Genomic DNA, 13,819 nt, shown 5'->3' with positions numbered 1-13,819 from the left:
TATTATGTTCATTTCTTTCTGAAGAGAAGAAATTGATTACTTATTATACAGATGATCATTTACTTACTAGATATATGACTGTAACTGACATAAATCCGATAAAAAATTTAATAACTTGTACTGATGCATCTTATAACAGAATTCCCCTTAAATTTAGGGGTATAATTGATTGACGGCATGTGAACCGATATAGCCTGCACCACCTAAAACTAAAACTGTCATTTCGTCATCACCTCTCGATTTGCGCTTTGTAATTTTTTGATAAAGCGATCAAATCCTGCTCTACCATCTTCATTCATTTTATAGACACCAGCATCTTCTAATATGCATTCGAATTTTTTTGCAACTTCAGTTTGAAGAAAGCTTTGGATGGTCTCTTCCGCATAGCCACCCTGGGCTTTTAATTCATCTGCCCATTTTTGATGGAATTCAGAAACATTCGCTTCTTTATTTAACAAGTACAGCTCAACTTCATGAAGCTCCTCAATCAAACGTGAAGGGAGAATCGCTAGGCCCATGACTTCAATAAGCCCGATATTTTCTTTCTTAATATGCTGTACATCTGGATGTGAATGAAAGATTCCATCAGGGTATTCTTCACTCACATTATTATCACGCAGTACAAGATCAATTTCATACTTTTCTTCGCGACGCCGCACAATTGGTGTAATCGTATGATGTTGTGTGCCATATTTTGATTGCGCACGAATTTGTAAAAATTCATCCGAATAGTTCTTCCAACTTTCATGGATGTAGGTGCTGGCATTAATTAGTTCCTCTTTGTTTGAAGAAGAGAGGCGAATCACACTCATTGGCCAGTTGACAATACCGCAAGAAATATTTGGATAGTCACATAGTTCAAATGTTTTAAGAACTTTAGCCTTAGCCATCGGAAAGTTATGGCGTCCAGCTTGATAATGATCATGACTTAAGATAGATCCTCCTACAATAGGTAAATCCGCATTTGAACCAATAAAATAGTGTGGCATGATTTCTACAAAACTGAATAAACGAGAGAATGCCTCACGAGAAATTTTCATTGGTCGATGCTTCTTAGATAATACGATGGAGTGTTCATTAAAGTATGCATATGGTGAATATTGAAAACCCCATTCTTCTCCATCTAGCTCGATGTTAATGATTCGGTGACTGCTTCTACCTGGATGGTTCCAGCGACCGAAATACCCTTCATTTTCAATACAAAGTAAACATTTTGGATAATTACCCTTCGGTGTATTTCTTGCCGCTAAGATCTCTTTTGGATTTTTCTCTGGTTTGGATAAATTAATAGTAATCTCAAGTTCACCATATTTTGATTCTGCTAAATAATGAATATTTTTTGCAATCGCACGGGTCTTTATATAATCATTGCGTTTACTTAGTTCAAAGAAATAATCCGTTGCTTGTTCAGGACTTTTGCGATATCTCTCCTGAAAATTCGCATTGACCTTGGATGGAAGTGGTGTAATCACATTCATTAAAAGTGCTTCGAACATATCACGATTGGCCTGGTTTTTAGAAATAGTAAGATTTTCCCTCGCTTTATCCAAAAGCGTATCTAACAGCACATGTAGGTCCGTTTCGACTACGCTAGTAATCTCTCCCATTTCCGATTCGCCAATCAAACGTAATAGTTGATTGTGCGTATAAATTCGGTCATTTTCCTCAATGGCTCCATTCTCAATTGCAAGTGTAGTAAAATCATAAATTGCTTGACATGTGTTCATCGTTTCCACCTCATTCATCATCCAATCACTGTAGTTCCACTACCAATGTGTGCCACATAAAAGACAGGCGCATATCCTACAACTTTGATATATTCATCATAAACATTGTTTTTAAAAGTGTGGGTTTCACTTTCTTTTACTAATGCGATGGCGCATCCCCCAAATCCTGCTCCAGTCATACGTGCTCCAAGCACACCCTCTTGTTTTTGCGCAGTGGTCACCAATGTATCTAATTCAATCCCGGTTACTTCATAATCATCTCTTAAAGATGTATGAGAAGCATTCAATAGCTTTCCGAATTCTTCTAAATCACCTGCAGTAAGAGCTGCTTTGGCTTTTTTTGTGCGTTCATTTTCATAAACTGCATGCTTCGCGCGTTTAATTAGGACTTCATCTCCAATAAGATTTTGATTTGCATCGAATTCTGCTTCGCTTAGTTCTCCAAGTGCATTAATCTCTAACTTCGTTTGGAGACGTGCGAGTGCTTCTTCACATTCAGCACGTCGCTCATTATATTTTGAATCTGCTAGTTCACGACGTTTATTAGTATTCATAATTACAATAGCATAGTCGTCCAAAACCACTGGAACCATTTCATACTCTAACGTATTGGTATCAAGGAGAATCGCTTTGTCTTTCTCGCCAAATCCAATGGAAAATTGATCCATGATACCAGAATTTACACCAATGAATTGATTTTCAACTTTTTTGCCCATTTTCACTAATTCAAGTCGCGTTATGTCTAAGTTGTACAAGTCTTCTAATACTACCCCTACCAGTAATTCAAGTGAAGCACTACTTGAAAGTCCCGCTCCGTTTGGAATCGTCCCTTCAACTAACAACTCAAAACCACAGTCTATTTTATGACCTGATTCTTTCAGTGTTAAGATAACTCCTTTTACATAATTTTCCCAATTCGCATTTTTATCGTAATCCAGTTCATTCAACGTGAAGCTAATTACTCCAATTTCTTTAAAATTCATTGAGTAAACTAATACTCTATCATCCTCACGACGTCTAGCTACTCCGTATGTTCCATAAGTAATCGAAGCGGGGAATACATAGCCACCATTATAGTCTGTATGTTCTCCGATTAAGTTGATACGTCCTGGAGAAAAATATTGAGTTGTTTCTTGAGGTCCAAATACCTCAGCAAATTTTAAAGCTAGTTCACGTTTCTTTTCCATAAGTATAAACCTCTCTCTTGCATTCATTTTAAATAAGAAAATCAGCTCAGTATTCACAGGCTCACTTGTAATAGTTCATCATTATTTCTAGACACAATATCGTATTTTAAGTAACTTCTAATAGCAGTATCTAATTTTTTCTATACATGTTTCTAACGTGGTATAAGGAATGTCGTATTCCCGTACCACATCTGGCAAGGCACGACCGTGACAACGACGTGCAATTTCAAAGCGAAACGAAGCCGTGAAAGAACGAATTAACCCAAGTCCGTAATCATTTTGATAACCTTCGAAAACTCCTCTCGTAGCTTGTCTCGGCAACAATTACGATACGGAAGTTTTCTCTTTTTTATAGTCCTTTAAGGAATCCTTAAAAATTTATTCGAAAGTTTATATTGAATTATGGCTCTTTAAAAAAACATGTCTAACCTGTATGATGTTTCTTATCAAACAGTACGTACCAAATTAGATAGGTTAATACAAAAGATTGAAGTACATAGTAAGGAAGATGATGTAGAGTTTGTAAATATGATTAAGGGCTTTGTTATTGATGAACGAATTAGTCTAGACGTCGCTAAAATCATCATAGAAAAATATAAAAAAGAAAGGAATGTTTAATTATGAGTCCTGTAGTTTGAATAATAGTTGTTCTTATTATAGTTACTCAAAGCTTTTTATCATCTCGAAAAACCCCTTATTTAGGTGGAATTCTTCCTGTAGCATACATAGGCTTTATTAGCTTCTTTTTTAATAAACTAATAGCTAATGGTGATTATTTCTCTACATGGCTAATGATAATACCGGTTTATGCGGGCTTTTAAGTATATGGAATTCAGACAGAGAACGTTTTAAAAGAAATAGACAAAAAGAATTAGATCGAATTGAGTTACAGAATCTCTAATTTTAATTTTCTTTTTGTCCTACGCTTTTTATTCCACGGTTCCCTTGACCACGAGCCTCTACACCCTCATCGTCAAGGGACTTTCGCGGCATAAATGCATAAGACTTAGTGATTCCCCCAAATAGAAACTACTTTTAGTAGTTTCGAGATCGTAACTGCTGATAGCAGGAAAAATCATTTATGATTGATATAGCTTTGTACGTTGTTTTACTTGATTAAAATAAAATCCTACAAGTTGAAGGCAATCTCCTCTTTTTTCTTAAATTCTGGAAGCCACTCTCCATGTGCCTCTATTAAATCATCACAAAGGGAAACAATATCATCCAATGACAATTCTGCGGCCGTGTGGGGATCTAGCATCGCCGCCTGGTAAATATATTCTCGTTTACGTGTAATGGCGGCTTCAATGGTTAGCAGCTGCGTATTAATATTGGTACGGTTTAATGCAGCAAGCTGCTCAGGGAGATCTCCAACATACGTTGGAGTTATGCCACTTCGATCTGCTATACACGTAACTTCCACACAGGCTTTTTCAGGTAAGTTGCTAATCAATCTGCCGGTATTTAGTATATTTCCATTAAATTTAAATGGGATATTCGTTTCAATGGCTTCAATGATACCTGAACCATATTCTTTTGAGCGTACATGGTCTAATGCCTTATTATTGACTAATTCCTCCCGCATGGTTTCCCACCTCTTGATTTGCTGTTCACAACGGCGTGGATATTCATCAAGGGGAATATTGTATTTTTCGATTAACTCCGGATATCTAGATTTGATAAAGTACGGATGATACTCGGCGTTATGCTCAGATGATTCGGTCACATAATATCCAAACTTATCCATCAATTCAAATCTCACCATGTCATGATGTTTTGTTTTTTGCTTTTCTCTTGCCCTTCTTTTAATTTCTGGATAGAGATTCTCACCATTTCTTGTTACTTCCAATAGCCATGCCATATGGTTAATTCCTGCAATCTTTTCTTGAACACCTTCAGAATCCATGCCCAATGATTTGAATAGTTCGCTTGTACAACTTTGAACGCTGTGACATAGACCCACTGTTTTAATTGATGTAAAACGATTCATCACGCCTGTTAATACCGCCATAGGATTGGTGTAATTTAGAAAGAGGGCATTAGGACAAACCTCTTCCATGTCCTTTGCAAAATCTAGCAGCACAGGAATGGTTCGGAGATTACGAAAGATACCGCCTATCCCTACCGTGTCAGCAATCGTCTGCCGTAAACCATATTTCTTAGGAATTTCAAAATCAATCACTGTGCTTGGCTTATAACCACCCACTTGAATGGCATTAATGACGTATTTTGCGTCCTTAAGCGCTTCCTTTCGATCTAAATAGGCTTTAATTTGAATATTTTTATTCAAGCTTTCTTTCAAGTTGGTCAACATATTCTCGGAATCTTTTAACCTTTGCGAATCAATGTCATATAGTGCGAATTCAAATCCCTCTAACGCTGGAACAAGCATACAATCACCAAGAACATTTTTCGCAAATACCGTGCTACCTGCACCTATAAAAGTAATTTTTGACATTTTTATCCTCCTCATGAACCATTTTTATTTATTATCTATAGCAACTAGGATCGGCTTTTTAGAATAAAAATCCGTGGAAAAAATCGTCCCATTGCAGTGTTCCTAAAAACAGTTTGTTCTAGTTGAATACCAGCATTCATTAACATGAAGCCATAATCCGATTTAGGCTTTTCTAAAAATTAGAACTCCAGATTTCTCTGTCCCCATCCTATGTAACCCTTTGGATAGATCGGTTTTATGTTTTCGGATTAATTTGCCAGTGCAGCTGTATGTCTCAATTGTTATATTGAAAAGATCTGTTTCTAAATCTAGGATGAACTCCTCGTTTAAAGTGCCATTTACAATAATAAATTCCTCGGGAATATTGGTACCAGTCTTAATACAAACATCTGCGTAAATGGCGATTAGTCTGGTTGAGTCATTCACAGTTTCTACTATCGGATAAAGTAATTCTGGTGCAGTAGGCTTTAAATCACCATTTAATAATACGTCTTGGTATTTTTTCGAAAACCTTAGCCAAAACTTTGCCATTTCAAAATGATCTTTATTTAATTTTTCAAAACGCATGGAAAATTGCGGTACACCAAAAATAACATTGATTAATTGCAGTGCCGCATTTTCAGTCGTATCTTCTGGACTCCACATAATCATATCGGAATGAACAGCAGTGTTTCCTGATAGCAAGCGTAGATCCATAATACCAACACGGTTTGTAATTGCATCATTCGGGCAATCTCCTACCCTGAAAATATTTCCATATTTCCTCATATAAGGTCCGATATATCTTTGTCTGAATTCAACCATAATGGATGGCTTAATTAATTTTAAACTTTCCATAATATCAGTAAATAGACGATCCACCGCTTCCTGTACGGATTCATAATCCCGTTCTGGATCAAATTGAATTGCTTGTCCCTTCGCTCGATTTAAATCAAATAAATCAATAAAATCAAATTTAAATCCGTCTAGATTCCACTCTTTCAGAGCTTTTTCGTAAGTAGATATCAAATATTCCCTGACTTCTGGGTAACGTGGATCCAAAACTCCTGCTTGGAGATTATCACTGAAATATAAAATTTTACTTCGGAATCGCTCCCATGTCTTTGAATAGATCCCCACAAATGGTACACTATACCACAATAAATATTTCATCCCCAAATCATGTACTCTCTCAACATGTTCCCTCATGCCCACAATTCTTTTAGGAGACACTTCCCAATCTCCACAATAAGCATAACCACGATGATCATCTTCTGTCTGCCAGCCATCGTCAACGATAACAGCCCCACAACCTAACTGTTTCGCAATCTCACATTGTTTCTCGATTTCATCATCAGATATGTCCTGATGGAAGCTATACCATGTCGAATACATAGGAAGCTTCGCAGTTTCTGGAACAAAGGATGGCCCATATCCATCCATTTCCTCATACCACACGGAAATATCTTGGATTGCTTGATAATAAGGAATATCCCTCATATCGACTCGAATCACTCCATCATAGGATGATTGAACTTTGGATGGCTCTGTAAATAATGTGATTTGCGCTTTCATCGTTCCAGTTTCTTCGTGGACGCCCAAATTAAAATTAACAGTATCCATCGCATTGGAATATGCTACAGCCAGCCTGTTTTGTCCTTCTTGATTATAGAAACAGCCAACCGGGGCTAATACTGTTGCTTTAGAAGAAAACCCGCCATCCCAATCCACACCGAAACTTTTACTACGGGAGGATCCTGGATGCCAATATGATTGAATATCAACAATTGGGTGATGCCAAACTAAATTAACTTTTGGGAATTGAATGGGTTGTTCTGATCCTATATGAATATGAACAAATAAAACTCCATTTTCTTCTCTTTGGTCAATTTTGACTTTGACACTCTCTTCATGAATGGCCTCAATGTTTACCTTTTGTGTGATCATAGCCTCTCCTCCTCTTTTTTTTTTTTAGAATATTGAATTATAGAGCTACACCTTTTAAGCGAGCAAAAATATTTTTTGTAAACAATACGATGACTAGTGCAATACCACTACCACCAAACATGAATAATAGACCTGGATATATTAAAAAAAGAAGTGACATCAGAATGAGAGTGATGATGATCATGATCGTTTTTATCGGATTTGCTATGCCTATTAATGTGGCATATTTAAAATAATGAAATGTTTTTACTTCAAAATGATTAAATGTCTGAATAATATAGAGTAAATTCACTACATAAAATAAAAGCATTGACAAACTCATAAGGGAAAGAACCCTACTTACCAAGGTGTCATACATTTGAAAAAAATAAAGATCCGTCATAAGTATCGATCCTATTAAAACGATGACAAAACCCATTTTGTTCGATTTTTTAAAATTAGATTGATAGGAATTCCAAAAAGTTGCTACCATTTTTGTATCCTTTTTATTGATCAAATCCATTATTAATTGGAACATCGCAACAGTCGATGGGAATAATCCAAACACCCCAAAACCAATCAATGTAAATCCAATCCACAACAAATTAAGACATAACAATTTCATAATCCATTCTAATAAATGATAAATCCTTGCGATCACGGCCCACTTCCTCCTTTCTGTCTTCCTTGATCAGGCAGGAAATAAACATTATTTGATACCTGTATTTTGAACACCATCCAGGATAAAGCGCTGTGCTATAAAAAATACTATAATGGGAGGAATACAAATTAATAGAGTCGAAGCCATGATAGAAGTCATATCAACTCCAAACATCCCTTTGAATTGCATGAGTCCCAACGTTAAAGTGTATTTACTTTGATCGTTCAGAAAAATTAATGGTCCTAAATAATCATTCCATGAGCCTAACATTTGAAACACACCGACAACCACCAATACTGGAGCCATTAACGGAATGAATATCCGATAAAAAATTTGAAAATGGTTCGCCCCGTCTATGAGCGCTGCTTCTTCCATTTCTTTCGGAACTCCTAATAAAAATTGGCGAAGTAAAAAAATGAAATAGGGTGATCCAAAAAAGTTAGGAACAATCAGTGGTTTTAAAGTATTAATCCAGCCCAACTGATTAAATTCCATATATAAGGGAATTGCAGTTACATCCCAGGGAATCATCATTCCTGCTAGTAAAATTAGAAAAAGAATGTCCCTTCCTTTAAAATTGAATCTGGCAAATCCATAAGCTACTAAAGAAGATGATAATAGTTGTCCGATGATGCCTAATCCTGTAACAATCAAAGAATTTTTCAGAAATGTTGTAAAAGGTAAAACAGTCCAGGCTTTATAAAAATTACTAAATTCAAACTGAGACGGAATTAGTTTCGGAGGAAAAACAAATGTCTCAGCAGGGGTTTTTACAGCTGTAATGAACATCCAAAGAAATGGTGCGATAAAAAATAAACAAAAAATAATCAGTATTGTATGTACAATAACCTTCGTTGTTATACTTCTCGTAATCATCATATTCCTCCTTTCCTATTTTTGTTTCTTTTTCATCTCATTTTCATAGTAAACCCAAGTATTAGACGATTTGAAAACCAGTAATGTAAGAGCCAAAATAATTAAGAACATAAACCAAGCATTTGCGGATGCATAACCCATTTTAAAATACTTGAAAGCATTTTCATAAACATACATCGCATAGAAATACGTCTTTCTTAAAGGCCCTCCACCTGTTAGAACAAGCGCGAGTGTTAACTGTTGAAATGCTGAAATGATAGCAGTAATGACATTAAACAGAATGGTTGGACTCAGCATCGGAAGTGTTATTTTACTGAACTTGTGCCATTTACTTGCACCATCTATATCTGCAGCTTCATATAGGTCTTTCGGTATATTTTTTAAACCGGCTAAGAATATCAGCATCATAGTCCCTTGCCCCCAAATACCTGCAAACACGATGGCAAAAAGTGACCAGGTTGGATCATTTAGCCAGTTTGGTCCATTAATGCCTATTAATGATAGTAGATAGTTTAGTAAACCGTATTCTCCGTCGTACATCCATGACCAAATCATTGAAAGGGCTACTCCCGAAACAACCGTAGGAAGATAGAATATCGTTCTATAGCCTGAAAGCCATTTTACTTTTTGATTTAATAATATAGCTAGCAAGAGAGCAATACCGATGTTTAACGGTACTAAAATAGCAGCAAACTTAAAGGTAACTCCTAAAGATTGCCAAAACACTGGATCATTTGTAAACATATCAACATAATTTTTGAAACCAATAAACGTTGGGGTTCCAACAGTAGGCCAATCAAAAAAGCTTATGATAAGAGAAAAAATCAAGGGTCCGAACGTAAAACAGATGAAACCAATGATCCAAGGAGAAATGAATAGATAGGGAGTAAGGTCTCCCCATCTAATCTTTGATAGAATGGATATGGGTCGTTCGGGAACCGTTTGAGTTATTTTATTTTCAGTTTTTATAATCATGAAATGATCCCCTTCTTTCTCTTAAACTATTTTTTTAGTGCAGGCTCTGTTAATTTAACCGCTTCATTCAAGGCTTTATCTGCTGAATTTTGCCCTAATAATACACTGCTAATTGCATAATCTAGTTTTTTGTCAACTTCTGTCCATTTGTTTGTAAGTAAAAAGCCCGGAGTATCTGATGATCTTTCAAGCATAGTATAGAATGTACTTAATAACTGATCATTTTTATGACTTTGTTCGGAAACCACACTCTTAAGTACTGGCATATCAGTCTTTCTCATTTCTGCTGCTTCTGCTGATACAAAGTATTTGATAAATTTCCAGGCTAGATCTTTTTCTTTAGAGTCTTTGGCCATTGCAATTCCTGCAGAATGGATAACACCCTTTGAAGGTTGTCCATGAAAGGATGGAATTTCTGCAGTTCCAAAATCCATGCCAGCCTTTTTAAAATCTTCTAAAGGCCAAATGCCGTTCTCGATCATAGCGATTTTCCCTGATTTGAAACTTTCAGTGACTTTATCAGACACAATAGCACTATTTTCATCAATCATATGTTGAAAGCCATTAAGGATTTCTTGTGTTTTTGAACTATTCATATATCCATCTACCTTTTTGCCATCAGGACTAATGAAACTACTCCCATTACTCCATACATATTCTTGGAATGCATATGAATTTTTTTTGGAAGAGAGAACAAACCCATATTGTTTCTTTTCAGGGTTGGATAACTTTTTCGCTGCATCACTGAACTGCTCCCAAGTCCAACCAGAAGTAGGAAGAGGTACCCCTGTTTCTTGGAAAAGTTTTTTATTGTAATAAATGACGCGAGTAGTAAAACCAATTGGAAATCCATAGGTAGTATTTTTAAATTTATGATAGTTTAGAATATTCGTATAAAAATCATCAAAAGTTGTTTTAAAACTACTGTCTTTATTTACGTAGTCATCAAGTGGCTCCAGAGATTTATAGTAATCTGGATAATTCCACATATACATGACATCAGGGGGATTTTTTGCTCCGAAAGAAGCAGCCAGCTTATCCTCAAACCCGTCAGCATATGCTTCAACTTGCACTTTCACTCCTGGATTCGCCTTTTCAAACTTTTTCGCAATATCTTGTTGGTATTTGAGACTCTCTCCAGTATCCCATGTAGCAAAGCGTAATACCTTCTCCCCACTTTTACCTTGACTAGAAGATTTCTCACTGTTCCCGCAAGCAGAAAGCAGCATTGCAAAAGAAATAGCTAAAATTAATAATAACGATATTCTTTTTTTCAACATAAATCCCCCTATCATTTTTTGAAGATCAATTTTGTCTTTTGTAAAACAATCTTTAGACCTAACTTTAAGAATGCGCTTTCATTCTTCTTAAAAATTTTTTAAATTCCCTCACCTCCACAACTTTTTCTGATAATCAAACTAGTCGGAACCACCACTTTTAATGGCAGTGTTCTCCCACCAATGCGTTCAACTAGAAGATTTACTGCTACTTTCCCCATCTCCTCGGTATGAACTTTTACAGTGGATAATGGAGGAGTAACAAATTCGCATAATTCAATCCCATCAAATCCAAAGATTGCGATATCATCAGGAACTTTTAATCCTGAATCCGTTAAAGCTTTCAAAGCACCAATGGCCATAGGGTCACTTCCAATGAAAAAGGCGGTAGGGAGATTCCCTGAATGGATCGCTTCCTCCATTAGCGTTAAGCCATCTTTCGTTGTCCATTTTCCAATATAAGTATATTCCGGGTTGTATAATCCCTGTTCCGTTAGCATTTTTTCATATGTTCTTTTTCGTACATCATGAATCTCTAATTTTCCAGATAATCCACCAATGGTATATGATTGACCACCAATATAGCCTATTTTTTTGTGTCCTAAATCCAATAAGTATTGAATAACCTTTTCAGTAGCTTTTTCAGAATCTATCACCACTGAATCATATAGTTGTTCGTCAGGAGATACATCGACAAACACTAAATGTTGTACTTGCTTTACTTGATTTTCCACCTCTTCTTGACCTATGACTCCTACTACTATTAATCCATCCAATCCTTCTAGATCCTTTTTATTGAAAGGAGGTCTCAACATTTTCGATAGTTCAATTCCCAATTCAATCATCCTCTTTTCAATTCCATTACGAATGGCCAAAAAATATGGATCATCAAATTCCGATTCCTGAGAAAGATACATCAAAAGCCCAATTTTTCCGTACTGCTTAGGATTGGTAATTTTTTTTTCTATATTTCGTTGTTTTTTAGGTATGTAATCTAGCTCTTCTGCAGCCTTAAGGATTTTTTTCCGAGTCTCTTCTGTAACGGATAAAGTTTGATCCTCATTTAACACTCTTGATACAGTCGTTTTTGATATCTGTGCCTTTTTGGCAATTTCATTTAATGTTACCAATATGATTACCTCTTTTTCTATTTTTAGTAAATAAAAGTAATAATTTAGTGAATTTTCACTTAAATATAATATATCAGAGGTGAAAAACGAGCGCAATATTAATTTTCGTAATTTTCAATTTATTTTTTTCGCCACTATTCACCCATATTGAGATTCAAGGATCCGAAGATTTTAATAACTATTAACATTCACTCATTTTCCATTACGATATAAAGAACGAAAAAAGCCCAGTGAATAAATCAATTAATTCAGTAAACTAAAATAAAAATTTACTGAAGAAACATTCAGCCTCTTCAACTGTAATTGCATTAATCTCATTGCTATTGGGGTAGCGAGTGCCATCAAAGGAGTTAATAAAAATAATGAGTTTTGAGGGTAACACGGGTACGATGTGGCTTCATCCTCGGATCTAATTGGTATGGAATTAAAAGGAGCAATGGCCATATTCACCGTTAATTTAAAAAGAATCGTAAAACTTTTGGATTAAGATAAGCGAAAAACAGTGTAGAAATTAAGAAAAGCCAACTATTCCTTCCAGAATTATGGATTGAAAGTCGGCTTTTTTATTTAATTATGCTGAAACCCTTCTTCATGAAAATGCAAAAAACTCACCACTTCCTATAATTATATAGAAAGTGGCAAGTTTAATTTTCTAGGAATATCGGAATGAAACTCAGGTGTATGCAAAATAGAAAATGTATACCCCTGTTGAATAAATAATACTTCATTATGTTTATTTTCAAATGGAACACTGTTTTTCTTAAAATTATTTTGGATTCGTTTTAAAAATGCGTAATCAGGTGTTCCGAAAGATACGTGTACTTTTGGTGGTAAAGCTCTCATCGCAATTGGAATCCAAGGACGCTGCCACCAAGTTGCAACGATATATGCAGTGCCACCTATAACAAAGTTGAAAATCTCTCCCTCTTCCATCGTTTTCATATTTAGATTTGATTTCAACCATTCCGTAAATACAGGTACACTTTTAACGGGAAGACCGATTTCCCTTACGTATAAAATGTTTAACGGTGAATGGGGAACTAATACGTCTTCTTTTATATAACTATGTGCGATAATTTCGAGAAGATTTCCATCACCATCTTTAAAGTATAAATTGAATAGACCATTCTCCTCACCAATTGTATGACCATCTTTCCATTTCACAATGAGTAATCCAGACTCTTTAAGCCATTTTTCCGTTTCATGAAACTTTGAATATGGGATCTCAAAGGCGAAATGTGCAGGGGCAATTGGTTCATATAATTCTTGAAAGCTAATGGTTGTATACGGTGTTACTTCAAATTGAATAAATGATGCGGTTTCTTTTTTTATCGGAAAAGATAATATGTCTTTATAAACTTGTTTTACCCCTTCTATAGAAACCGTTTGTAGTTTTATATCTGATATATGTGTAATCACGTTACATTCCCCCTTGTTTCTTATTATCTATTCTTATTGTATTACAATTATAAATAGATAAAATCAAACGGAAGGATTGATTTTTTATATAAAAACTACAACTTTAGTATGAATCGTCTAAATCCAATTACTTTTAATTTCCTCTATAACAACTTCTGGTTTATCCCAGTGTAACAAATGTGTAGTATCAGGAATTACTTTTAC

Annotated in this window: 11 protein-coding genes and 2 pseudogenes; 3 read left to right on the top strand and 10 right to left on the bottom strand. The window is 35.4% G+C overall.

Features of this window, described 5'->3' with window-relative positions:
• The coding region (locus tag V7038_RS05710; RefSeq protein WP_438825103.1) for a YolD-like family protein at positions 1 to 173 on the top strand (173 nt) is incomplete at its 5' end.
• 45 nt (positions 174 to 218) lie between these two features.
• On the opposite strand, the gene galT is transcribed toward V7038_RS05710, so the two are convergent.
• On the bottom strand, positions 219 to 1,748 hold the full coding sequence (gene galT / locus V7038_RS05705; protein ID WP_335469433.1) for a UDP-glucose--hexose-1-phosphate uridylyltransferase: 1,530 nt from the start codon (positions 1,746 to 1,748) through the stop codon (positions 219 to 221).
• Positions 1,745 to 2,914, bottom strand: a complete 1,170-nt coding sequence (locus V7038_RS05700; RefSeq protein WP_335469431.1) for a galactokinase — start codon at positions 2,912 to 2,914, stop codon at positions 1,745 to 1,747. Before V7038_RS05700 ends, galT begins: the two co-directional genes overlap by 4 nt.
• A 380-nt stretch (positions 2,915 to 3,294) precedes the next feature.
• Between V7038_RS05700 and V7038_RS05695 the strand changes: the two are divergent.
• Both V7038_RS05695 and V7038_RS05690 read left to right on the top strand, forming a co-directional pair.
• A pseudogene (locus V7038_RS05695) lies at positions 3,295 to 3,532 on the top strand (DUF2089 family protein).
• Positions 3,533 to 3,552: 20 nt separating this feature from the next.
• A pseudogene (locus tag V7038_RS05690) lies at positions 3,553 to 3,815 on the top strand (hypothetical protein).
• 228 nt (positions 3,816 to 4,043) lie between these two features.
• On the opposite strand, the gene V7038_RS05685 reads toward V7038_RS05690, so the two are convergent.
• From V7038_RS05685 to V7038_RS05650, 8 genes are all read right to left on the bottom strand, one after another.
• Complete coding sequence (locus V7038_RS05685) at positions 4,044 to 5,372, bottom strand: alpha-glucosidase/alpha-galactosidase (protein WP_199659414.1); 1,329 nt, start codon at positions 5,370 to 5,372, stop codon at positions 4,044 to 4,046.
• A gap of 162 nt (positions 5,373 to 5,534) precedes the next feature.
• Positions 5,535 to 7,298 (bottom strand): glycoside hydrolase family 36 protein, encoded by a 1,764-nt coding sequence (locus V7038_RS05680; RefSeq protein WP_199659413.1) that lies wholly within the window; start codon positions 7,296 to 7,298, stop codon positions 5,535 to 5,537.
• Between the two features lie 37 nt (positions 7,299 to 7,335).
• Positions 7,336 to 7,938: a YesL family protein gene (locus tag V7038_RS05675; protein ID WP_002110046.1), complete on the bottom strand. Its 603-nt coding sequence runs from the start codon at positions 7,936 to 7,938 to the stop codon at positions 7,336 to 7,338.
• Between the two features lie 48 nt (positions 7,939 to 7,986).
• Positions 7,987 to 8,814 carry a carbohydrate ABC transporter permease gene (locus tag V7038_RS05670; RefSeq protein WP_002201079.1) on the bottom strand — a complete coding sequence of 276 codons (828 nt, stop codon included), beginning with the start codon at positions 8,812 to 8,814 and terminating at the stop codon, positions 7,987 to 7,989.
• Between the two features lie 15 nt (positions 8,815 to 8,829).
• The gene (locus tag V7038_RS05665; RefSeq protein ID WP_002201080.1) at positions 8,830 to 9,789 is read right to left on the bottom strand and encodes a carbohydrate ABC transporter permease; all 960 of its coding nucleotides are present in this window, start codon (positions 9,787 to 9,789) and stop codon (positions 8,830 to 8,832) included.
• A gap of 26 nt (positions 9,790 to 9,815) precedes the next feature.
• A complete protein-coding gene (locus V7038_RS05660; protein WP_199659412.1) occupies positions 9,816 to 11,066 on the bottom strand; it encodes an ABC transporter substrate-binding protein in 1,251 nt (416 codons plus the stop codon).
• A 101-nt stretch (positions 11,067 to 11,167) separates the two neighbouring features.
• Positions 11,168 to 12,196 carry a LacI family DNA-binding transcriptional regulator gene (locus tag V7038_RS05655; protein ID WP_199659411.1) on the bottom strand — a complete coding sequence of 343 codons (1,029 nt, stop codon included), beginning with the start codon at positions 12,194 to 12,196 and terminating at the stop codon, positions 11,168 to 11,170.
• 624 nt (positions 12,197 to 12,820) lie between these two features.
• Positions 12,821 to 13,615 (bottom strand): VOC family protein, encoded by a 795-nt coding sequence (locus V7038_RS05650; RefSeq protein ID WP_335469427.1) that lies wholly within the window; start codon positions 13,613 to 13,615, stop codon positions 12,821 to 12,823.
• Positions 13,616 to 13,819: the final 204 nt, after the last annotated feature.

The organism is Bacillus sp. JJ783 (assembly GCF_036963225.1).
In the GTDB taxonomy this organism is placed as follows: Bacteria; Bacillota; Bacilli; order Bacillales; family Bacillaceae_G; genus Bacillus_A; species Bacillus_A cereus_U.
The sequence above is the reverse complement of the archived record's forward strand: the minus strand, read 5'-3'. Positions and strand labels throughout refer to the sequence as shown.